The sequence below is a fragment of the Pengzhenrongella sicca genome (genome assembly GCF_017569225.1).
GTDB lineage: Bacteria > Actinomycetota > Actinomycetes > Actinomycetales > Cellulomonadaceae > Pengzhenrongella > Pengzhenrongella sicca.
Genome location: NZ_CP071868.1, coordinates 4,021,573 through 4,043,533 on the forward strand (window position 1 = coordinate 4,021,573; position 21,961 = coordinate 4,043,533).

Here is a 21,961-nt window from a genome sequence, read left to right on the forward strand (position 1 = left end):
CCCCGGGTCGGGGCGGGGGCCGGTGGGCGGTGGGGCTGGAACTACGCGAGCTCGACCAGGAGCTCGATCTCCACCGGCGAGTTCAGCGGCAGGACGGCGACGCCGACGGCGCTGCGGGCGTGCACGCCGGCCGCGCCGAAGATCTCGCCGAGCAGCTCGCTCGCGCCGTTGACGACGCGCGGCTGGCCGGTGAAGGCCGGGTCGCTCGCGACGTACCCGACGACCTTGACGACGCGCTGGATCTGATCCAGGTCACCGATGAGCGCGGCGACGGCTGCCAGCGCGTTCAGGACGGCGATACGGGCGCACCCGGCGGCGTCGGCCGGCAGAACCAGGCCGGCACCCTCGCCCACCTTCCCGCTGACGGGCATCGCGCCGTCCACGAACGGCAACTGGCCGGATGTGTAGACGTACTTGCCCGAGCGGACAGCGGGCACGTAGGTCGCGACCGGGGCCGCGACCGCGGGCAGGGTCAGGCCGAGCTCGGCGATCCGGTCGGTGACGACCCCCATCAGGCGGTCTTCGGGCGCTTGAGGTAGGCGACCAGGCCCGCGTCGGGTCCCTGGACGACCTGCACGAGCTCCCACCCGTCGGCGCCCCACTGGTCGAGAATCGCCTTGGTCGCGTGAATGATGAGCGGAACGGTCGCGTACTCCCATGTGGTGGCCATGGCAACAAGCCTAATGTGCGAGCTCTGGCGGCTCCCCCGCCACGACGAGATGGTCGAACCACGACTCGATCTCCGGCCGACGGCGCAGCAGCGCCCGCCGCTCGCGCTCGGTCATCCCGCCCCAGACGCCGAACTCGACGCGGTTGTCGAGCGCGTCCGAGAGGCACTCCAGCCGGACCGAGCAGCCCTGGCACACGGCCCGCGCGGAGCGCTGCGCCGCGCCCTGCACGAAGAGGTCGTCGGGCGCGAGCTCAAGGCACGCTCCGCGCGCCGTCCAATTCAGATCTCCTAGCAACGTTCGCACGCCGCCCCCCTTAACCAGTGGATCGATCTCCTACCTTGGATCACGAACACACCTGGACGCTAGACCCGCTCGGGGTATCTTGGCCGTTCGGAACACCCGTTGTGGTGACGAAACGGTCATCACGGCGTGTGTGCAGGTGCCGTGGAGGTATGCCCGGCGCCCGGCCTGACCGCACCCGGGCGGCAACGCCCTCCCGTATCCTGAGCCTCATGGCTACCCCTGCCCGTACCCCTGGCCGTCAGGTCAACCTGATCCAGGCGCTCGCCCTCCTGCTCGCGTTCTTGCTGATGGCCGGAATCGGCGGGGTGCTGTCCGCTGGGCTGCTGATCCCCGCCGTGGCGGGGGCGAGCGTGATCGCCGGCGCGACGACGACGGTGTTCCAGGACCTGCCGACCGAGCTGGCCGAGGTGCCCCTGTCGCAGAAGTCCACGGTGCTCGCCAACGACGGCACGACCGTGCTCGCGACCTTCTACCTCGAGAACCGCATCGTCGTGCCGCTCGAGCAGATCTCGCCGATCATGCAGGCGGCCGTCGTCGCGACGGAGGACAAGCGCTTCTACACGCACGGGGGCATCGACCCGACCGGGATGCTCCGCGCGGCCGCGAAGAACGCGCTGACTTCGGACACCGAGGGCGCGTCCACCCTGACGCAGCAGTACGTCAAGAACGTGCTCATCGAGGCCGCGGCGCGCGAGACCGACGACGCGACGCGCGCCGCCGGCATCGCCGCCGCCCGCGAGGCCGAGGGGACCGCGGGCATCAGCCGCAAGCTCCGCGAGGCGAAGCTGGCCATCGCGCTCGAGCAGAAGTACACCAAGGACGAGATCCTCAGCCGCTACCTCAACATCGCCCAGTTCGGCGCCTCGGTCTACGGCGTCGAGGCCGCGGCGCAGTTCTACTTCAGCAAGCACGCCTCGGAGCTGAACTACCTCGACGCCGCGACGCTCGCGGGCGTGACCCAGAGCCCGACCCGCTGGGACCCCGTCGTCAACCCCGAGCAGTCCACGACGCGCCGCAACGTCGTCCTCGGCCTGATGCTCGACCAGGCGCTCATCACCCAGGCCGAGTACGACGCCGGGATCGCCACCCCGGTCCTGCCGGTCGCCGAGGGCGGGTACCTCAACATCCAGGCCACCGGCCTCGGCTGCATGACCGCGAACGCCGTCGCGAGCTCGGGCTACTTCTGCGACTACGTCACCAAGGTGATCAGCCAGAACCCCGCGTTCGGCGAGACCGAAGAGGTGCGCAAGGCGCTCCTGTACCGGGGCGGCCTGACGATCACGACGACGCTCGACCCGCGCATGCAGCAGATCGCCGACGAGCAGGTCAAGGGCGGCATCCCGGTCGACGACCCGTCGGGCGTCGCGTCGGCCATCTCCGTGGTCGAACCGGGCACCGGCAAGATCCTCGCGATGGCGCAGAACCGGATCTACAACAACACCTCGACCGCCGGCCCGCGGGAGACCGCGGTGAACTACAACACGGACAGCGCCTACGGATCCTCCAAGGGGTTCCCGCCCGGCTCGACCTTCAAGCCGTTCACGCTCGTCGAGTGGCTGAAGGAGGGGCATAGCCTCAACGAGGTCATCGACGCGACCCGCCTGCAGTACAACCTGCGAGAGTTCAACACGACGTCCTGCGGCGTCAATCTGGGCGCGCAGCAGTACAAGTTCGGCAACGCCGAGGGCAAGGGCAGCATCATGTCGGTGCTCAACGCGACCAAGAACTCCGTCAACTCCGGCTACATCAAGATGGCGAGCGAGCTGAACCTCTGCGCGATCTTCGAGGGCGCGACGTCGCTCGGCGTCCACCAGCCCAATGGCGAGCCCTACCCCGTTCTCGCGTCGAACGTCCTCGGGAGCAGCAACGTCGCCCCGCTCACGATGGCAGCGGCGTTCGCGGCGTTCGCGGCGAACGGCAACTTCTGCGAGCCGGTCGCCATCACGAAGGTCGTCGACGCCACCGGAGCCGAGCTCCCCGTGCCGTCGAGCAACTGCCGCCAGGCGCTCGAGCCCCGCATCGCGGCCGCGATGAACTTCGCGCTCGGCCACGTGTTCGAGGGCACGGGCGCGGACGTCGGTGAGCTCGACCGGCCGTCGGCCGGCAAGACCGGAACGACGTCGCACAACGAGCACACGTGGTTCGTCGGGTACACCCCGCAGCTGTCGACGGCCGTCTGGGTCGGCTTCTCCGAGGGCACCATCCCCGTCCAGAGCATGACCATCAACGGCAAGTACGTGCGCAACGCCTACGGCTCGACGATCGCGGGGCCGACCTGGAAGCGGTTCATGAACGCCGCGAGCGAAGGCATGCCGGTCGTCGACTTCTCCGCCCCGACCACGCTCGAGGTCGACGGCGACAAGATTGCCGTCGCGAGCGTCGTCGGCCAGAGCGAGGACGCCGCCCGGGCGAACCTGAAGGCCCAGGGGTTCAACGTGAAGACCTCCGAGACGCCGGCGGCATCCAGCGCCCCCGCCGGCACCGTCGCGGCGACGTCGCCCGCGGCCGGCACCCGGGTCGCGAAGGGGTCGGTGGTGACGCTCACCATCTCCAGCGGCCCCGGCGACCCCGCTGCCGCGGCCCCCGCGAGCAACCCCGTGGCGACCGACCCGGCGGCCACGACCGACCCGGCGACGTCCGGCACCAGAGGTTCCGGCGGCACCGGCCCAGCTGACGGCGGCGGCGACAAGCCCAAGAAGGGCCGCTGAGCACCGCGATGGCCCCGAGGATCCTGCCCGCCGTCGGCGCGCTCGCGGCGGCGGGGGCGGCCGCCGTCGCCTGGGGCGCGCTAGTCGAGGTGCGCTGGTACGCCCTGCGGGAGGTGACCGTGCCCGTCCTGCCGCCGGGTCAGGACCCGCTGCGCGTCCTGCACCTGTCGGACCTGCACCTGTCGCCGAGCCAGCGGCGCAAGATCGACTGGATCCGGGACCTCGCGACGCTCCAGCCTGACCTCGTCATCGACACCGGCGACAACATGGGGCACGTCGACGCCCTGCCGGCCGTCCTGGAGGCGCTGGACCCGCTGCTCGGCACGCCCGGCGCGTTCGTCATGGGCTCGAACGACTACTACGCGCCCATGGCCAAGAACCCGTTGCGGTACCTGCGCTCCGACGCCGGGCGGCGCGTCGTGCGCACCCCGCGCGAGCTGCCCGCGGACAAGCTCGCGGCGGAGCTCGTCGCCGCCGGCTGGCGCGACCTCGACAACCGCCGCGACACGATCGCGGCCGGCGGCCGGCGGATCGCGCTCGTCGGCGTCGACGACCCGCACTTCGACCGCGACATCCTCCCGGCCGCCGACGCCGCCACGACAGGCCCGTTCGACCTGCGCCTGGGCGTCGCGCATGCGCCGTACACGCGCATCCTCGACGAGATGCAGGCCGACGGCGCGGATGTGATCTTCGCCGGGCACACGCACGGGGGCCAGCTCGCGATCCCCTTCTACGGCGCGCTGGTCACGAACTGCGACCTGGACACCGGCCGGGCCAAGGGGCTGCACGGCTGGCCCGGTGCGCGCCCGGACGAGGCCGACGGCGCCGGGAGCACCTGGATGCACGTCTCGGCCGGTCTCGGCACCTCTGTGTACGCCCCCGTGCGGTTCGCGTGCCGCCCCGAGGCGACGCTCCTCACTCTCGTCGCACGCGCGGAGAGCTGACGCCGCGCGGTGCCGCCGCGGGTGCGGCCGCCGGGTGCCGCCGTCGGCCGTCGGATCGGACGTGATTCGTAGCATCCCCCGGAGTCAGGTAGTCTGACCAGGCAAATCGGGGTGTGGCGCAGCTTGGTAGCGCGCTTCGTTCGGGACGAAGAGGTCGTGGGTTCGAATCCCGCCACCCCGACCAGTAAGAAGGGCCCCTGGCCTGCGGAGACGCAGCCGGGGGCCTTCTCTTTGGGTTCATCCGCAGGGGCTCAGGGCACCGCGAATTCACCGAGAATCAGCCCCGCGATGAACCAGACGGCGCGATCCGACGAATCTGACGGCGCGATCCCGGGGCGGCCCACGGGTCACGTGCGTTACTCCAGCACCTCGTGCGTCGCTGCGGTTCACCGTCCGCGCTGAGCATGGTGCGGATGAGGCTGCTGGGGGCGGTGGGACACGTCGCGGGCCACGCTGGTGCTGTTCCGTCACCTGCTCCGCGCGGAGAGCGCCCGATCGACGCTTCGGCTCGCACTCAGTCAGTCTGCGGCGGGTGCTCGGCGACGCAGAAGCGGTTGCCTTCCGGATCAGCCAGGGTGGTCCACTGCACGTGCGGAACTTCGTCGAGGACGTCCCAGCAGAACGTGGCGCCGAGGCCTAGGAGACGTTGGACCTCGGCCCGCCGCGCACCCCACGGCACTGTCAGGTCCAGATGCGAGGCCTGGTGTTCGGGCCGCGGGCCGGTCTGGCGTTGGAAGAACATCCCGAATCCGCCCGGGCCGACCGGCGGCAGGTAGACGCTCTCGCCGCCCACCGACGCTACGGCACCGGTCACGGCCGCCCAGAAGGCGGCGAGGGTCGTCGGTTCCTGAGCCTCCAGGTTGAACGCGCCGAGGCTGATCTGGGGAGCTGTCATGCGCGCGACGGTACGTCGTCGCGACCGGGGGTCCGTTTCCTTTCGGCCGGGACACCGCCACGATGGGCCCATGGGCTTCTACGAACAGCGAATCCTCCCGCGCGCACTGCACGCGGCCTGCGGCAGCAGCGGGCTCGCGCCGCTGCGGCGGCGGGTCTGCGCCGGACTCGCCGGTGAGGTCGTGGAGATCGGCTTCGGGTCCGGGCACAACGCGCCGTTCTACCCGGCGGCCGTCGCTCGGGTCGCCGCGATCGAGCCGTCCGACCTCAGCTGGCGGCTGGCGGCCAAGAACCTGGCGGCGGCCCGCGTCCCGATCGTCAGGTCGGGCCTCGACGGCCAGTCGCTGCCCCTGGCTGACGACAGCGTCGACGCCGCCCTGTCCACCTGGACCCTGTGCACCATCCCCGACGTCGCCGCGGCGCTCCGCGAGGTCCGCCGCGTGCTCCGGCCCGGCGGAACGCTGCACTTCCTCGAGCACGGCCTCGCGCCCGACGAGGACGTGCGCCGCTGGCAGCGCCGACTGGACCCGATCCAGCAGCGCCTCGTCGGCGGCTGCCACCTCGCGCGACCCATCGTCGACCTGCTGACGGCGGCCGGCTTCACCGTCACCGACCTCGACGTCTTCTACGAGAAGGGCTCGCCCAGGTTCGGCGGGGCGGACTCCCTCGGCGTGGCCGTATCGGCCTGAACCGGCACGGCAGACGGCACGACAGCAGACACGGCAGCTGGGGCGGCCGCCGTTAGGCTCCGGCCATGCCGATCCCCGAGTTCATCCGCACGCTGCGCACGAAGGTGGGCACCGACCTGTTGTGGATGCCCGGGGTGAGCGCCGTCGTCGTGCATGCCGACGGCCGGCTGCTGCTCGGGCGCCGCGCCGACAACGACCTGTGGGCCGTCGTGAGCGGCATCCTCGAGCCCGGCGAGCAGCCCGCGCACGCCGCGGCGCGCGAGGTGCTCGAGGAGACCGGCATCGTCGCGCGCGTCGTCGGCCTCGCGGCGGTGAGCTCGGACGCCCAAACCGTCGTCTACGGCAACGGTGATCGCGCCCAGTACCTCGACCTCACGTTCCTGTGCGAGTCGGCGGGCGGCGACCCGTACGCGGCCGACGACGAGTCGACGGCCGCGGGCTGGTTCGCGGCGGACGCGCTGCCGGAGCCGCTCGCGCCGTCGACCCGCACGCGCATCGCGCACGCCCTGCGCTACCGCGCCGACCCGGCCGCGGGCGCCTGGTTCGACCGCCCCTGATCCCGACCCCGGCCCCGCCGCGGCCCCGGCCCCGCCGCGGCCGCCGCACTCGGCGGCGCAGCGCTCAGCCGGCGGCGCGGGCCGTCGTCAGCGTCGCCGCGACGAGCTCCGCGATCTGCACCGCGTTGAGCGCGGCGCCCTTGCGCAGGTTGTCGTTGCTGAGGAACAGCGCGAGGCCGCGACCGTCCGGCACGCCCGGGTCCTGGCGCAGCCGTCCGACGTAGGTCGGGTCCTGCCCCGCGGCCTGCAGCGGCGTCGGGATGCCCGAGAGCTCGACGCCCGGGGCCGTGAGCAGCAGCTCCTGGGCGCGAGCGACCGAGAGCGGCCGGGCGAACTCGGCGTTGATCGACAGCGAGTGTGCCGTGAACACGGGCACCCGCACGCAGGTCCCCGACACCAGCAGGTCGGGCAGCCCGAGGATCTTGCGGCTCTCGTTGCGGAGCTTCTGCTCCTCGTCGGTCTCGAGGGACCCGTCGTCGACGAGGTTGCCCGCGAGCGGCACGACGTTGAACGCGATCGTCCGCGCGTACTTGGCGGGCGCCGGGAAGGTGAGGGCGGCGCCGTCGTGCACGAGGGCGACGAGCGGCACGTCCTGCGCGACGGCCGCGCGCACCTGGGACGCGAGCTCCTCCGCGCCCGCGAGCCCGCTGCCCGAGACCGCCTGGTAGGTGCTGACGATGAGCCGCTGCAGGCCCGCCTCGTCGTGCAGCACCTTGAGCACGGGCATCGCGGCCATCGTCGTGCAGTTCGGGTTCGCGATGATGCCCTTGCGCGCGTCGGCGATCGCCTCGGGGTTCACCTCCGACACCACCAGCGGCACGCCCGGGTCCATCCGCCAGGCCGAGGAGTTGTCGATCACCGTCACGCCGGCCGCGGCGAACCGCGGCGCCTGCGCGATCGATGTCGCGCCGCCGGCGGAGAACAGCGCGATGTCGAGCCCGCTCGGGTCGGCGGTCGCGGCGTCCTCGACGACGACGTCGGTCCCGCGCCAGCCCAGCGTGGTCCCGGCCGAGCGCGCCGAGGCGAAGAACCGGATCTGCGCGACCGGGAAGTCGCGCTCGGCGAGCAGGCGGCGCATCACGGCGCCCACCTGCCCCGTCGCGCCGACGACGCCGACGCTCAGCCCGCGGGGCTCGCCCGCCACCGCGTCGCTCGCCAACGAATCGTTCGCGACTGACTCGTTCACCGCGGTCACCGTCCCGTCCCGCCGTACACGACGGCCTCGCCCTCGGAGCTGTCCAGGTCGAACGCCGAGTGGACGGCGCGCACGGCGTCGTCCAGGTGGTCGGCGCTCGTGACGACGGAGATGCGGATCTCCGACGTCGAGATCATCTCGATGTTGATGCCGGCCCGGCTCAGGGCCGAGAAGAGCTTCGCGGACACGCCCGGGTGCGAGCGCATCCCGGCGCCGATGAGCGAGAGCTTGCCGATCGTGTCGTCGTACTGCATCGACGCGTACCCGATCTCGGGCTGGGCGGCGGTCAGGGCCGCAGTCGCGACCTGCCCGTCGGTCGCGGGCAGCGTGAACGAGATGTCCGTCAGGCCCGTCGCGGCGGCCGAGACGTTCTGCACGATCATGTCGATGTTGACGCCCGAGGTAGCGACGACCTCGAAGATCCGGGCTGCCTTGCCGGGCACGTCCGGCACGCCGACGACCGTGATCTTGGCCTCGCTCCGGTCGTGCGCGACGCCGGAGATGATGGGCTCTTCCACAATGTCCTCTTCCTCGAGCTCGTCCGTGACCAGTGTCCCCTCGCGCCCGGAGAACGAGGAGCGCACGTGCACCGGCACCCCGTACCGGCGCGCGTACTCGACGCAGCGCAGGCCGAGGACCTTCGCGCCGCTCGCGGCCATCTCCATCATCTCTTCGTACGTGATCCGGTCGATCCGTCGCGCCGTCGGGACGATGCGCGGGTCCGCCGTGAAGACGCCGTCGACGTCGGTGTAGATCTCGCAGACGTCGGCGTCGAGCGCCGCCGCGAGCGCGACCGCCGTCGTGTCGGAGCCGCCGCGGCCGAGCGTCGTGACGTCGTTCGTGTACTGCGTGACGCCCTGGAAGCCGGCCACGATCGCGACGGCGCCCGAGTCGAGCGCCTCCCGGATGCGGCCCGGCGTGACGTCGATGATCCGGGCCTTGCCGTGCACGGTGTCGGTGATGACGCCGGCCTGCTGGCCCGTGAAGGAGTGCGCGGCCACCCCGAGGTTCGCGATGGCCATCGCGAGCAGCGACATCGAGATGCGCTCGCCGGCCGTGAGCAGGATGTCCATCTCGCGCGAGGGCGGCAGCGGCGTGACCTGGCGGGCGAGCTCGATCAGCTCGTCCGTGGTGTCCCCCATCGCGGAGACGACGACGACGACCTCGTCGCCCGCGCGCCGGGCGGCCGCGATCCGCTTCGCCACGCGCTTGATGCTCGCCGCGTCCGCCACCGAGGAGCCGCCGTACTTCTGCACGATCAGGACCACAGGGAACTCCGCATTTCCATCGAGTACGTCGGGCGCCACAGTGTAGGAGGGTCCACCCTGCGGACTGCGCTGCGCTCACATCCCGGACCGTTCCGTCGCGCTCAGGCGAGCACGTCCCAGGCGAGCCGGAGGATCAGCGCGCCGACCACGACGACGAACACGACCCGGACGAACGCGCTGCCGCGCGCGACGGCCATCCGGGCCCCCAGGTACGACCCGGCGATGTTCGCGGCGCCCACCACGAGGCCGAGCTTCCACAGCGGCGCGCCGTACAGCGTGAAGACGATGAGCGCGCCGAGGTTGGTCGCGGCGTTGACGATCTTCGCGTTCGCCGACGCCTCGAGGAACGAGTAGCCGAGGATCGCGACGAGGGAGATGACCAGAAACGTGCCGGTGCCCGGCCCGAGCAGGCCGTCGTACAGGCCGATCGCGGCGCCGAGCGCGACCGCCGCGCCGAGGTGCCGGCTTCCGGCCCACCGCAGCGCGGTCGCCCGCCCGACGTCGGGCCGGGCCACGGTGTAGGCCGCCACCAGCACGAGCGCGACCAGGATGACGGGCCGGAACACGGCGGCGGGCAGCAACGTCGCGAGCCCCGCTCCCCCGGCGGCGCCCACGAGCGCGGCCGCCGCCATCGGGGCCGCTGTCCGCAGCCCCGGCCTGACCCGGCGGTAGTACGTCGCCGCGCTCACGGAGGTGCCGAGGAAGCCGGCGAGCTTGTTGGTCGCGAGCGCCTGGACCGGGCTGATCCCCGGCACCAGCAGCAGCGCCGGCAGCTGGATCAGCCCGCCGCCGCCGACGACCGCGTCGACCCAGCCCGCCACGAACCCGGCCAGCGCGAGCAGCACGACCGTCGCGGTCGCGATCTCCAGGTCCCCGGCCGTCACGCGGGCTGGTCTATCACAGGACTGCGCGCACTCACGGGCTCGTGCGGGGATCGGCGGGGGCCGCGGCGGGAGGGGCCGGGGCGGCGGGTGCCGGTGGCGGGGCGGGGGCGGGGCGCGGGCGGGCGGGAGGGGCCGGGGGCGGCGGGTGAACCTGCGCGACGCCCTAGGTGCTGGAGTGGCCCCTGTGACCCGTGTGGCTCCCCACGCGTCACACCGGTCCCACCCGTCACGCGCGCGTCGGACAGGTTCAGCCGGGCGCGTTCCGGCGGCCCCCGAGGGCCCCGGGCGGACCCGTCGGGGCCCGCGGCGGCACCGTCCGCGCGGAGCAGGTGACGGGTGGTGCTGATGGGGCTGCTGGGATGTCCGGTCCGGCAGCTCCGGCCACTCTGGTCACGCGCTCCGCGCGGAAGGCGGACCGCGCGGAAGGCGGTCAGCCGGCGGCGCGGACCGCTAGCCGCGGCCGCCCCCGCCGCCGGGTCCGCCGCCGCCGGCCGGCGCCTCGCCCGCCGTCACGGTCAGGGCCTGCGTCGCGCCGGAGCTGTCGCCGCTCGTCGACAGGCCGGCGACGACCTCGCCCGAGACCGTCCCGCCCGTCAGGACCGTGTACGTCTCGCCCGCCACCAGGTCGGCCGACGAGAGCACGATCGACTGGAAGTCCTTGGCCGACTCGAACGACGCGATCTCCGTGCCGTCCGCCGCGACCACGTGCACGACGGTGCCGGCCGCCTGGACGGAGTCGAAGCCGATCGCGACCCAACCCTGCGCGGAGGCCTCGTCGGGCGCGACCACCATGCCGGAGCTGCCGGCCGCCAGCAGCACGCCGCCCGAGACCTCGAGCGTGCCGTTGACGTCGAGCGCCCCGTTGCCGTCGTTGGTCGGCCCGCTCACGACGATCGTGCCGCCGCTGATCTGCGCCGAGCCGTTCGAGTCGAGCCCATCCCCGCCGGAGTCGACCGAGATCGTGCCGCCGGTGATGGCGAGGAGGAACTCGCCCGTGTCGCTGAACTCGTCGGTGCCGCCGCCCGGCGCAGCGCCCTCCTGCGCGCCGGAGCTGTCCGCGCCGCCCGCGACGTTCACGCCGTCGTCGCTCGCGACGAGGGTGACGTCGCCGCCGTCGATCGTGATGTTCGCGCTCTCCAGGCCCTCGTACGACTGCGTCACCGCGACGGTGCCGCCCGCGACGTTCAGGCCGGCGTCAGCGTGCACGCCGTCGTCCCCGCTCGCGAGCGTGACGTCGCCGCTCGCCAGCGAGACGATCCCGCCGGAGTGGATCGCGTCGTCCGCGGCCTCGACGGCGACCGTGCCGCCGACGATCACCACGGAGACGGCGCCCTTGAGGCCCTTGGCCGACGCGTCGTCGGCCACGATGCCCGCGGTGCCGCCGCCGGCCTGGACCGTGAGGTCGCCGCCCGAGACGACGACGTCGGTCGCCGCCGCGATGCCGTCGCCGGCGGCCGTGACGTCGAGCGTGCCGCCGGTGACCGAGACGTACCCGAGCGCGGCGTCGTCGGCATTGTCCGAGGTCAGGCCGTCGCCGCCGGCCGTCACCGTGATGGTGCCGCCGTTCACGACGAGGTAGTCCTTGCCCCGGATGCCGTCGTCGACGGCCGTGACGGTGATCGTGCCCGCGTCGATGACGAGGCCGTCCTTGCTGGTGATCGCGTCGTTCGAGTTGCCCGCGACGGTCAGGGCGCCGCCGCCGGTGATCGTCAGGTCGGCGGTGCTGTAGAGCGCGGCGTTCGGGACGTCGGTCCCGGCGTCGGCCGTCTCGGCATCGGTCGACTCGGCAGCGACGGAGGTGTCGCTCAGCGCATTCTGGCTGCCGTCGGCGAGCACGATCACGGCCTCCTCGGCGTCCGCGACGACGAAGGCCGCGCCGGTCGAGGAGGAGATGTCGGCACCGTCGAGGATCAGCTGGACGGCGCCGGTGTCCGCGCTGTCGACCACGACCTGTCCGTCGTCCAGCACCCCAGTGAGGCGGTAGGTCCCGGCGGCCGTGATGGTCACGACACCCCCGTCGACCGTGACCGCGTCGCTGCTCGACGTCGCGGTCGCGCCGTCAAGGCTGATCTCGACGACGTCGGCCTCGTCCCACACGGCGGCGGCGGCGGAGTCGGTCTCGGGAGACGTGTTCTCGGCGAGCGCCTGCTCGGCGGTGACGCTCGCGACGACCGAGGCCGTCGTCGAGACGGCCGCGGTGTCGGTGGTCGCGACGGTGCCGGAGTCGGCGTCGGCGGTCGAGGCGCAGCCGGCGAGGAGCCCGGCCACGAGCACGGCGGAGAAGAAGGTCTTTCGGGTAGGTCGTCGCATCACAGGCTCCTGGAAGGGTGGGGTCGGACTACGCAGCGGCTCGGTTGCCGGGCTGGTCGAGCTGGTGGCACAGGACGCGGTGCCAGCGGGTCGCGGGGAGGTCGGGGCGCAGGGCCGCGAGGCCCGTCGCGTACTTGGAGATCGACGTCGGCCGGTGGCCGTGGCGCCAGAGCAGCCGGTCGACGGACGAGGCGGTCGAGCCCGACTTGGTCTCGACGATGGCGAGCCCGGGCGTCTCGAGGTGCCGGCCGGCGTCGACGAGCCACGCGAGGCGGGTGTCGACCGTGACGCGGCTGCCGGAGTCCGGCAGGTACAGCGTGCTGCGGTCGTACCGCGTCACGAGCGTGGGCTCGAACTCGGCCGTCGGGCTCGGGACGTCGGCCGCAGCGAGCACCTCGGCCGTGAACGCCTCGCCGAGCTCGGTCAGGCGGGATCGGTCCGCCAGGCCGTACGGGAGCCGTTGCTTGACGGTGCGACCGCGGTTGTCCCGGGTCTTCACCTCGAGCCAGCACTGCCCCGAGTCGAGGTAGGTCCGGGTGCGGAGCTTGAACCGCCGGCGCCGGCGGCGGGCGCTCTGCAGGTAGCTCGTCAGGTCGGGGGTGTCGAAGTAGACGGACTCGTACCGGTGCGTGCGCTGGCCCGCGATCTCGAGCGCCCGGGTCCCGGCGTTGACGTTCGCCAGCACCGGCGCGAGGTCGGCCAGGGGGAGCAGGTACTTGCGGTCCACCCGGGTCTGCAGCGCCGCGCGCTCCATCAGCTCCGGGAGGCCGATCGGCTCGAGGTCGCGGAGGGCGGCGAGGTGCGCCGCCATCATCGGATCGCTCCGGCCGACGCCGCCACGACCGTCTGGGCGCTCGCCGCGCCGACGAGCTGGGCCGGGCGGCCCGACGCGGGCAGCTCGTACCGGACGTCCACGATGCTCGTGTCGTTCACGAGGTCGACCCGCTGGACGATCGCGGTGTGCACGCGGGCGCCGAGCGCCTCCTCGAGGCGGGCGATCATCGCGACCTCGTCGGTGCACGCCCAGTCGAGCACCATGACCTGGTTGCGGTAGCGCCGGAACATCCGGGGGTGGTCGCCGACGAACATCACGGCGAGCACGAGCACCATCAGCGTGACGGTGATCCAGCTCGGCGTGGCGCTCAGGCCGCCGAGCAGCCCGAGCGCGAGCGCGGAGAAGTAGTAGGCGACCTCGAGCTGGTCGAGCTCGGACGACCGCAGCCGGATGATCGACAGCACCCCGAACAGGCCCAGACCCAGGCCCGCGCCGACCGTGGACGAGGCCAGCGTGCCCGCGACCGCCAGGACCCCGACGTTGACGCCGAGGTACGCGACGACGAGGTCACGTCTGCGGTGCCGCGGGAAGTAGAGGCCGAAGGTGAGCAGGCTGATCGCGACCAGGTCGATCGCAAACATGATGGTCTGAGACACGGTGAACTCCGGGTGAATGGAAGGTGAAGTCTCCATTTACCCAGGCCCGGCTAGGCGCCGGCTGTGCGAGCACGGGGGCCGTCCTGTGAGGGTCGATCGACCCGCGCGCGCTCACCCGCGCGATCGGCGCGGGGGCCCGCTCAGCGCTGGAGCGCGTCGTACTCCGCCTCGGCCGCGACGTCGTCCTCGACGTCCAGGCGTAGGTGCCCCAGCACGATCTGCAGCACGCGCAGCACGCTCGAGGCTCGCTCGCCCCACCCGGACAGGTACGAGAACTGCCACCACCACAGCGCCTCGAGGATGCGGTTCTCCTCGAAGTGCCGCAGGCCCTGCGCGACCGAGCCGGCGATCGCAACCAGGTCGCCAGACAGCGTGGCGCTGCCCACCTCGGCGCCGACGACGGGGTCGACGATCTCGGCGAACTCGTCTAGCCCCTCGAGCGTGTTGGCGAGCGCGATCCGCAGCGCGTCGACGTCGGGCTCGGGCCCGATGTCCGGCTCGAACCGTTCGCGCGGGACGACATCGAGCATCGCGCCCAGCCGGGCGCCCGCGGCGAGCAGGTCGGAGACGGCGAGCAGGAGCAGCGGGATCGCGGCGTCGGGGTTGGCCCCGGACGCGACCTCGGTGACGGTGCTCAGGTAGCCGCGGCTCTCCTCGGCCATCGCGCGCGCGACCGTGATCAGGTCGGTCGCCTCCGCGACCACGTTCGGGTCGACGCTCGGGTCGAGGGCCAGGTCGAGGACCGGGTCCACGGCGGCTTCAGCGGTCGGGTCGGTCGGTTCGGCGGCATCCATCGGGGCCTCCTCAGGCATTGATCCGTCGCCGCCCTTCGAACGCGCGGCCGAGGGTCACCTCGTCGGCGTACTCGAGGTCGCCGCCCACCGGCAGCCCCGACGCGAGCCGGCTCACCGTGAGCCCCATCGGCACCAGCATCCGGGCGAGGTAGGTCGAGGTGGCCTCACCCTCGACGTTGGGGTCGGTGGCGAGGATGACCTCGGTGACCTCACCGTTCGCGAGCCGCGTGAGCAGCTCCTTGATCCGCAGGTCGTCGGGGCCGACGCCCGCGATCGGGTTGATCGCCCCGCCGAGCACGTGGTAGCGGCCGCGGAACTCGCGCGTGCGCTCGATGGCGACCACGTCCTTGGGCTCCTCCACCACGCAGATCTGGCTGAGCGAGCGGCGCGGGTCGCGGCAGATCCGGCACTGCTCCTCCTGCGTGACGTTCCCGCAGATGTCGCAGAAGCGGACCCGCGCCTTGACCTCGGTCAACGCGTCGACGAGGCGGCGCACGTCGACCGGGTCCGCCGAGAGGAGGTGGAACGCGATCCGTTGCGCGCTCTTGGGACCGACGCCGGGCAGTCTGCCGAGCTCGTCGATCAGGTCCTGAACCGCGCCTTCATACACACCGTCAGCCTACGGGGTCCGGCCCCCGGCGACCTGCGCAGGCCGCGGCGGCGGGCCGGTCGCGACTCAGACCTCGTCGCCCACCTGCTCGTCGATCACTGTCCCGCCGAGCATCTGCGCGACGAGCGGCGCGCCGATCAGGTTCGAGGTCGTGATGTCGGGGTCGTCCGGCTGCGGCGAGTCCTCCGCGGGCGCCGGCCCCTCGGCCGCGCGCCGCAGCGCGGCCGCATGCGCGTGCTCGCCCGCCTCGCGCGCGCTGGACTCGTGCGCCGGCTCCGGTCCGGCGTCGAACGCGGGCTCGACGGCCTCGAGGTGGTCGGGCGGCTCGACGTCGGCCCACGACGCCTCGGCGCGCGCGCGGTCGAGCACGGGCGCGGACCGCGGGGCGGAGCCCGAGCCGCCCGACGTCGCGGCGGACGACGCCGCTGGTCGCGCGGCGGGCGCGGCCTCGGCGAGCGAGCCCTCGACCCGCACCTCGAACCCGAGCGTCTCGCGCACCGCGCGCTGCACCATCTCGGCGTGCACGCCCGAGCGGAATGCGTTGGCCAGCCCCGCCGCGGCGAAGGTGAGGGTCAGCGTCGTCGACGTGAGCTCGCCGACCTGCGCGTTCTGGCTCACGAGGGCCCAGGTCGCCTTGCGCAGCCGGTTCAGAGTGTCGAGCACCTCGGGCCAGCGACGGCGCAGCACCTCGGTCTCGGTCCCGGCCGCTCCCGCAGGGGTGGCCGACGGCGCAGCGGGCGCGGGCGCGGATGCGGCGGCCGGCGGGGCGGCAGGCGGGGCGGCAGGCGCGACGGCGGCGGCCGGCACGGTTGGCACGCGCGGGACGTCGACCGGCGCGGTCTCGGCCGGCAGTCTGACCTCGGGCGTGGTGGCCGCCGGCGTTGTCGCGGCCGGGGCGAGCTCGATCGACGCCGCTTTGATCGGCGCGGCTTCGATCGGCGCGGCTTCGATCGGCGCGGGCACGATCGGCGCGGTCTCGATCGGCGCGGGCACAATCGGTGCAGGAGCAGCAACGGCTGGCGGCGCGGCCACCGCTCGCTCCACGGGCGCGACCGGCGCCGCAACCGGCGCCACCACCGGCGGCTGCGCTGCGAGGCCGCGCTCGAGCCGGTCGAGACGGGCCGCATAGCCGGTCGCGCCGTCGTCGGCCGACGGCAGCAGGAGGCGGGCGACGAGCAGCTCGAGGTGCAGCCGGGGCGAGGTCGCCCCGGTCATCTCGGTCAGGGCCGCGTTGACGAGGTCGGCGCCGCGGGACAGCTCGGCGGCGCCGAGGTGCGTGGCCTGGGCGCGCATGCGGGCGAGCTGGTCGGCGGGCACGTCGTGCAGCGCCGCACCGGCCCCCTCCCCCGAGGCGGCGATGACGATGAGGTCGCGCAGCCGCTCGAGCAGGTCCTCGACAAACCGGCGCGGCTCGTGCCCGGTCGAGATGACGCGTTCGACGACGCGGAACGCCGCCGCGCCGTCGCCGGCCGCGGTCGCCTCGACGGCGTCGTCGAGCAGCGTCGCGGGCGTGTACCCGAGCAGCGCGACGGCGCGCTCGTAGTCGATCCCGGCCTCGTCGGCGCCGGCGATCAGCTGGTCGAGCACCGAGAGCGAGTCCCGCACCGACCCCGCGCCGGCGCGGACCACGAGCGGCAGCACGCCCGAGCCGACCCGCGCGCCCTCCTCGACGCACAGCCGCTCGAGGTACGCGGTGAGCACGTCGGGCGGCACGAGCCGGAACGGGTAGTGGTGCGTGCGCGACCGGATCGTGCCGATGACCTTGTCCGGCTCCGTGGTCGCGAAGATGAACATGACGTGCTCGGGCGGCTCCTCGACGATCTTGAGCAGCGCGTTGAAGCCCTGCGGCGTGACCATGTGGGCCTCGTCGAGGATGAAGATCTTGAACCGGTCCCGGGCGGGGGCGAACGTCGCCCGCTCGCGCAGGTCCCGCGCGTCGTCGACGCCGCCGTGGCTCGCCGCGTCGATCTCGACGACGTCGAGCGACCCCGGGCCGCCGCGCGCGAGCTCGATGCACGAGTCGCACACCCCGCACGGGGTGTCGGTGGGGCCCTGGGCGCAGTTCAGGCAGCGCGCGAGGATCCGCGCGGACGTCGTCTTGCCGCACCCGCGCGGGCCGCTGAACAGGTAGGCGTGATTGACCCGGCCCGTCCGCAGCGCCTGCATGAGAGGCCCGGTGACGTGCTCCTGGCCGATCACCTCGGCGAAGTTCTCGGGCCGGTAGCGGCGGTACAGGGCTGTCGTCACCCCAGAACTGTAGGCGCCGGACCGGACACGGGCGGTCCCTCCGGTGGACGCCCGCGCGGCCGACCCCCGCCACGGTGGTAACTTGCGGGCTCGACCTCTCTGGTCGAACGAGCCGCCCCGCACCGCAGGAATGGAGCACCACGTGAACCGCCCCGTCGCCACCGAGCACCGTGCGCACCTCATGTGCGTCCTGCCGGGCGCGTGCCGCGGGCTCATGTGCTGTCGCACCTGCATGCGCTAGAGCCCTCACCGGCTCTGCACGTCCGGTCCTGAACGGACCACCCCGGCCACGACGGCCCCCACCTTCGCTCCTCGCGAGCGCCCGCCTGTGGCGGTCCGTCCTCCTGCCGCCGTCGGCCAGCACCGCGCCCTTGCCCCCGTCGCGAGCGCCGGTCGGCCCGCGTCGCCTCCCGGCCGCCCCCGCGCAGCCTCACCTCCAGCCTCGATGACGTCCCCGAACACGCACTCGAAAGGCATTCTCATGAAGCGCAAGCTCTCCACCCTGGTCGCCGCGATCGCCCTCACAGCCACGCTCGCCGCGTGCGCAGGAGGCGCGGACTCCGCGGCGTCCGGCGCGACCGCGACCGCCGACCCGAGCGACCCCGTCACGGTGAAGGTCGGCGTGACCGACGGGAGCAAGGCGTACTGGCAGGTGTTCGTCGACCTCGCCAAGGAGGAGGGCATCGACGTCGAGCTGCAGAACTTCACCGACTACCAGCAGCCCAACCCGATCGTCAGCCAGGGCGAGCTCGAGCTCAACCAGTTCCAGCACCTGCTCTTCCTCGCCAACTACAACCTGTCGGCGGACGCCGACCTCGTGCCGATCAGCGCGACCGTGATCTACCAGCTCGGGCTGTACACCGAGAAGGACTACGAGACCCCGGCCGACATCCCCGACGGCGCCGAGATCGCGATCCCGAACGACGCGACCAACCAGGCCCGCGCGCTGCTCGTGCTGCAGTCGGCGGAGCTCATCACGCTGAAGGACGGCGGCGGTGCGCTGTCGACCCCGGCCGACATCGTCGCGGACGAGTCCCGCGTCACGGTCGTCCCCGTCGATGCGAACCAGACCACGGTCCAGCTCAAGAGCCTCGACGCCGCGATCATCAACAACAACTTCGCCAGCGACGCCGGGATCGACCCGACCACGGCGATCTACTCGGACCTCGAGGACCTCGAGGCGGCCGAGCCGTACATCAACGTCTGGGTCGCGCGCGCGGAGGATGCCGAGAACCCGATCTACGCCCAGCTCGTCGAGATCTACCATGACCCGTCGGTGACCGAGGCGCTGCTCGAGGAGTCCAAGGGCACCGCGGTCGCGCAGGACCAGACGCCGGCGGAGCTCCAGGAGATCCTGGCCGGCCTGACGGCCGACCTCGAAGCCGCCGCGAGCTGATCCGGCTCCCCGGGGCGATCCGCGGGCCGGTCGGCCGCGGATCGCCCCGAGCACGACCTAGAGAAGAGGACGGCCTCGCGTGAGCGCCATGGTTTCCCTGCAGGACGTGACGAAGGACTTCGTGACGGGCACCCAGTCGGTGCGCGCCGTCGACGCCGTCACGCTCGAGATCGAGCGCGGCGACGTGTTCGGCATCATCGGGTACTCCGGTGCGGGCAAGAGCACGCTCGTGCGGCTCATCAACGCGCTCGAGACGCCCACGAGCGGCACCGTCGTCGTCGACGACGTCCCGATGACCGGGCGCACCGAGCGCGAGCTGCGGCCCGCACGGGCGCGGATCGGCTTCATCTTCCAGCAGTTCAACCTCCTGAGCTCGCGCACGGTCGCGGGGAACGTCGCGTACCCGCTGCAGGTCGCCCGCTGGCCGAAGGAGCGCCGCGAGGCACGCGTCGCCGAGCTGCTCGAATTCGTCGGGCTGTCCGACAAGGCGCGCCAGTACCCCGACAAGCTCTCCGGCGGGCAGAAGCAGCGCGTCGGCATCGCCCGCGCGCTCGCAACGTCGCCCACCCTGCTGCTCGCGGACGAGGCGACGAGCGCGCTCGACCCCGAGACGACGCGGGACGTGCTCGACCTGCTGCGCCGGATCAACCTCGAGCTCGGCGTGACGATCGTGGTGATCAGCCACGAGATGTCCGTCGTGAGCTACCTATGCAACCGGGTCGCGGTGATGGAGGAGGGCCGGGTCGTCGAGCAGGGCGACGTCTACGACATCTTCGCCTCGCCCCAGCAGGCCGTCACCCGGCGCTTCATCGCGTCCGCGCTGCACGACCGCCCCTCCCCCGAGGTCATCGCGCGGCTGCGCCAGCGGCACCCCGGCCGCATCGTGACCATCGGCGTGCGTGACACTGGCGGCTCCGGGACGCTGCTCACCGAGCAGCTGCGCGCGCACGGGATCGACGGCTCGATCGTGTACGGCGGCATCACTGACATCGGGGCGCGCCCGCTCGGCTCCCTGACGTTCGAGCTCGTCGGCCCGGACGCCGCCGTCGACGGCTTCATCACGTCGATCCGCGAGCACACCGACGTCGTCGAGCACCTGCCCGACGACGTCGGCCAGGATCCCCAGGACACCCAGAGCGAGGCGGGCCGATGAACAACGGACAGAACCTCTGGCCGCTGCTCGTCACGGCCATCGGCGAGACGCTGCAGATGGTGCTGACGACCCTGCTCATCGGTGGCATCGCCGGGCTCGCGCTCGGCGCGCTGCTGTACACGACGCGGCCGGGCAACCTGCTGGCCAACCGGGCCGTCTACACGGCGCTCAACCTGCTCGTGAACATCATCCGGCCGATCCCTTTCATCATCTTCATCACCGCGGTGCTGCCGCTCACCGTGCAGGTCACGGGCACCAGCTTTGGCACCAAGGCCGTGATCTTCCCGATGACGATCATGGCGACGGTCGCGACGTCGCGCATCGTCGAGCAGAACCTCGTCGCGCTCGACCCCGGCCTGATCGAGGCCGCGCGCGCGATGGGCGCCGGCCCGCTGCGGATCGTGTGGACCGTGATCGTGCGCGAGGCCCTCGCGCCGCTGATCCTCGGGTACACCTTCCTGTTCGTCGCAATCACAGACATGTCGGCGATGGCAGGTGCCGTCGCGGGCGGCGGGCTCGGTGACTTCGCGATCCAGTACGGCTACCAGCGGTACAACTACGCGGTCATGGGCATCACGGTCGCGGTGATCGTCATCATCGTCCAGTTCGCGCAGCTGCTGGGCAACAAGCTGGCCAGCCGAGTCCTGCGCCACTGACCACCGCGCTGCGGCACACCCGCACCCGGTCCCGCCCCCTGTGAGGTCGTCCATTCGCGGTGAGGTCGTCCATTCGCGGTGAAGTAGTGCCTGTCGATGGACTACCTCGCCAAGGATGGACGACTTCACCGCGGATGGACGACCTCACCGCCACAGCTGGACCACCTCGCCCGACCCCGGGCCCCCGGCGCGCAGGGCCGTCCCCAGCGATGCCGGGGGTCGGCGGCGCCGAACGTCGGGCCGGCGCACAGTGCACCCATGCCCCCTCCCCACCACCCCGCGCCACCACCCCGCGGCTCCAGCGCGCGGCCGCCCACGGGTCCGCTTCCGGCGGTGCTCCTCGCGCGCGAGCTCGCGCCTGCGGCGGTGCAGGCGGAGGCAAGTTCAGGGCGGCTCGAACGGGTCCGCCCGGGCGCCTACCGCCGCGTGCCCCCGACGTCCGCATCGCCTCCCGGCGTCCCTGCCGCCGCCGCGCGGGAGCTCGCCCTCGCTCGGATCGCCGCGGTCGGCCGTCAGCTGCGCACCCCGTTCTGGTTCAGCCACGAGTCGGCGGCCCTCATCTGGGGCTGCCCGCTGTGGACGGCCCCCACCGCGACCCACATCATCCAGACGGTCCGGCCCAGCCACCACGGCGAACCGGCACTCACCCGCCACATCATGGAGCTGGCTCAGGCCGACCGCCAGGAACGACGCGGCGTGCCCGTGACCTCGCTCGAGCGCGCGGCCGTGGACTGCCTGCGTCAGCTCACGCCGCGCGAGGCACTCGTGCTCGCCGACGGCGCCCTCCGCCTCGGCGCCGACCGCGACGCGCTGCGGGCCAGGCTCGACGCGCTCGCCGGGGGACGCGGCGTCGTCGGCGCCCGGACGGTCCTTGACCTTGCCGACGCGCGGGCGGAGTCGCCGTGGGAGACGTTCGTCCGCTACCTGCTGCTGCGGCACGGGCTGCCTCGGCCGGATCTGCAGATCCCGGTCCTGACCCGGCTCGGGTGGTTCTGGTCGGACCTCGGCTGGCCCGCCTGGAGGCTGCTGATCGAGGTTGACGGCTACGTCAAGTACGCGAGCAGCGAAGATCCGGCCCGCGTCGTCTTCGAGGAGAAGCGCCGCCAGGACGCGATCACCGAGGAGGGCTGGTCCGTCCTGCGGGTGACTCCGGGCGACACCCGCGGCGCCCAGGACCTGATCGGCCGCGTACACGCACGGCTTCCGCCCGTGGCGACCGCGCGGCTGACGCCGGTCCGGGGCTGGTGAGGA

General features: G+C 72.8%; 21 protein-coding genes and 1 tRNA gene. 9 read left to right on the forward strand and 13 right to left on the reverse strand.

All coding sequences use genetic code 11. From position 1 onward, the window contains the following. Positions 1-41: 41 nt before the first annotated feature. Genes J4E96_RS18460 through J4E96_RS18470 form a run of 3 tightly spaced genes read right to left on the reverse strand, consistent with a single transcriptional unit; the run spans position 42 to position 974 of the window. Positions 42-512 (reverse strand): RidA family protein, encoded by a 471-nt coding sequence (locus tag J4E96_RS18460; RefSeq protein ID WP_227423489.1) that lies wholly within the window; start codon positions 510-512, stop codon positions 42-44. Beyond that, a complete protein-coding gene (locus J4E96_RS18465) occupies positions 512-670 on the reverse strand; it encodes a DUF4177 domain-containing protein (protein WP_227423490.1) in 159 nt (52 codons plus the stop codon). The genes J4E96_RS18460 and J4E96_RS18465 overlap by 1 nt, the downstream gene beginning before the upstream one ends. 10 nt (positions 671-680) lie before the next feature. Further along, entirely contained in the window at positions 681-974 is a 294-nt protein-coding gene (locus tag J4E96_RS18470) for a WhiB family transcriptional regulator (RefSeq protein ID WP_227423491.1), read from the reverse strand. Between the two features lie 209 nt (positions 975-1,183). Between J4E96_RS18470 and J4E96_RS18475 the strand changes: the two genes are divergently transcribed. The 3 genes from J4E96_RS18475 to J4E96_RS18485 all read left to right on the forward strand — a co-directional run bounded on the left by J4E96_RS18475 (position 1,184) and on the right by J4E96_RS18485 (position 4,810). Beyond that, the gene (locus tag J4E96_RS18475; RefSeq protein WP_227423492.1) at positions 1,184-3,682 is read left to right on the forward strand and encodes a penicillin-binding protein; all 2,499 of its coding nucleotides are present in this window, start codon (positions 1,184-1,186) and stop codon (positions 3,680-3,682) included. An 8-nt stretch (positions 3,683-3,690) separates the two neighbouring features. After that, positions 3,691-4,626 carry a metallophosphoesterase gene (locus J4E96_RS18480; protein ID WP_227423493.1) on the forward strand — a complete coding sequence of 312 codons (936 nt, stop codon included), beginning with the start codon at positions 3,691-3,693 and terminating at the stop codon, positions 4,624-4,626. A 107-nt stretch (positions 4,627-4,733) separates the two neighbouring features. Further along, positions 4,734-4,810 (forward strand) — tRNA-Pro (locus J4E96_RS18485). 330 nt (positions 4,811-5,140) lie between these two features. Here J4E96_RS18485 and J4E96_RS18490 read toward each other — a convergent pair. Beyond that, positions 5,141-5,521 carry a VOC family protein gene (locus tag J4E96_RS18490; protein WP_227423494.1) on the reverse strand — a complete coding sequence of 127 codons (381 nt, stop codon included), beginning with the start codon at positions 5,519-5,521 and terminating at the stop codon, positions 5,141-5,143. Between the two features lie 70 nt (positions 5,522-5,591). Between J4E96_RS18490 and J4E96_RS18495 the strand changes: the two genes are divergently transcribed. Both J4E96_RS18495 and J4E96_RS18500 read left to right on the forward strand, forming a co-directional pair. Continuing rightward, entirely contained in the window at positions 5,592-6,209 is a 618-nt protein-coding gene (locus J4E96_RS18495; RefSeq protein ID WP_227423495.1) for a class I SAM-dependent methyltransferase, read from the forward strand. A 65-nt stretch (positions 6,210-6,274) separates the two neighbouring features. Then, positions 6,275-6,766: an NUDIX hydrolase gene (locus tag J4E96_RS18500; RefSeq protein ID WP_227423496.1), complete on the forward strand. Its 492-nt coding sequence runs from the start codon at positions 6,275-6,277 to the stop codon at positions 6,764-6,766. Between the two features lie 64 nt (positions 6,767-6,830). Here J4E96_RS18500 and J4E96_RS18505 read toward each other — a convergent pair whose 3' ends face one another. The 9 genes from J4E96_RS18505 to J4E96_RS18545 all read right to left on the reverse strand — a co-directional run bounded on the left by J4E96_RS18505 (position 6,831) and on the right by J4E96_RS18545 (position 17,505). Further along, positions 6,831-7,952 (reverse strand): aspartate-semialdehyde dehydrogenase, encoded by a 1,122-nt coding sequence (locus J4E96_RS18505; protein ID WP_227423497.1) that lies wholly within the window; start codon positions 7,950-7,952, stop codon positions 6,831-6,833. Between the two features lie 5 nt (positions 7,953-7,957). Next, complete coding sequence (locus tag J4E96_RS18510) at positions 7,958-9,229, reverse strand: aspartate kinase (protein WP_227423498.1); 1,272 nt, start codon at positions 9,227-9,229, stop codon at positions 7,958-7,960. 101 nt (positions 9,230-9,330) lie between these two features. Next, entirely contained in the window at positions 9,331-10,113 is a 783-nt protein-coding gene (locus J4E96_RS18515; protein ID WP_227423499.1) for a TSUP family transporter, read from the reverse strand. 450 nt (positions 10,114-10,563) lie between these two features. Then, the gene (locus J4E96_RS18520; protein ID WP_227423500.1) at positions 10,564-12,423 is read right to left on the reverse strand and encodes a carbohydrate-binding domain-containing protein; all 1,860 of its coding nucleotides are present in this window, start codon (positions 12,421-12,423) and stop codon (positions 10,564-10,566) included. Positions 12,424-12,451: 28 nt separating this feature from the next. Beyond that, entirely contained in the window at positions 12,452-13,237 is a 786-nt protein-coding gene (locus J4E96_RS18525; protein ID WP_227423501.1) for a polyphosphate polymerase domain-containing protein, read from the reverse strand. Next, positions 13,234-13,854 (reverse strand): DUF4956 domain-containing protein, encoded by a 621-nt coding sequence (locus J4E96_RS18530; RefSeq protein WP_227423502.1) that lies wholly within the window; start codon positions 13,852-13,854, stop codon positions 13,234-13,236. Before J4E96_RS18530 ends, J4E96_RS18525 begins: the two co-directional genes overlap by 4 nt. Positions 13,855-13,994: 140 nt before the next feature. Then, positions 13,995-14,516, reverse strand: coding sequence for a DUF5063 domain-containing protein (locus J4E96_RS18535; RefSeq protein WP_227425832.1), 522 nt, complete (start codon positions 14,514-14,516; stop codon positions 13,995-13,997). 142 nt (positions 14,517-14,658) lie between these two features. Further along, positions 14,659-15,258 carry a recombination mediator RecR gene (recR, locus tag J4E96_RS18540; RefSeq protein WP_227423503.1) on the reverse strand — a complete coding sequence of 200 codons (600 nt, stop codon included), beginning with the start codon at positions 15,256-15,258 and terminating at the stop codon, positions 14,659-14,661. A 66-nt stretch (positions 15,259-15,324) separates the two neighbouring features. Beyond that, the gene (locus tag J4E96_RS18545) at positions 15,325-17,505 is read right to left on the reverse strand and encodes a DNA polymerase III subunit gamma and tau (protein WP_227423504.1); all 2,181 of its coding nucleotides are present in this window, start codon (positions 17,503-17,505) and stop codon (positions 15,325-15,327) included. 481 nt (positions 17,506-17,986) lie between these two features. Here J4E96_RS18545 and J4E96_RS18550 point away from each other — a divergent pair, with 481 nt between their 5' ends. The 4 genes from J4E96_RS18550 (at position 17,987) to J4E96_RS18565 (ending at position 21,958) form a co-directional block, all read left to right on the forward strand. Continuing rightward, entirely contained in the window at positions 17,987-18,901 is a 915-nt protein-coding gene (locus J4E96_RS18550; RefSeq protein WP_227423505.1) for a MetQ/NlpA family ABC transporter substrate-binding protein, read from the forward strand. A gap of 88 nt (positions 18,902-18,989) precedes the next feature. Then, positions 18,990-20,054, forward strand: a complete 1,065-nt coding sequence (locus J4E96_RS18555) for a methionine ABC transporter ATP-binding protein (RefSeq protein ID WP_227425833.1) — start codon at positions 18,990-18,992, stop codon at positions 20,052-20,054. Further along, positions 20,051-20,710 carry a methionine ABC transporter permease gene (locus tag J4E96_RS18560; RefSeq protein WP_227423506.1) on the forward strand — a complete coding sequence of 220 codons (660 nt, stop codon included), beginning with the start codon at positions 20,051-20,053 and terminating at the stop codon, positions 20,708-20,710. The genes J4E96_RS18555 and J4E96_RS18560 overlap by 4 nt, the downstream gene beginning before the upstream one ends. Before the next feature lie 258 nt (positions 20,711-20,968). Beyond that, positions 20,969-21,958, forward strand: a complete 990-nt coding sequence (locus J4E96_RS18565) for a hypothetical protein (protein WP_227423507.1) — start codon at positions 20,969-20,971, stop codon at positions 21,956-21,958. Positions 21,959-21,961: the final 3 nt, after the last annotated feature.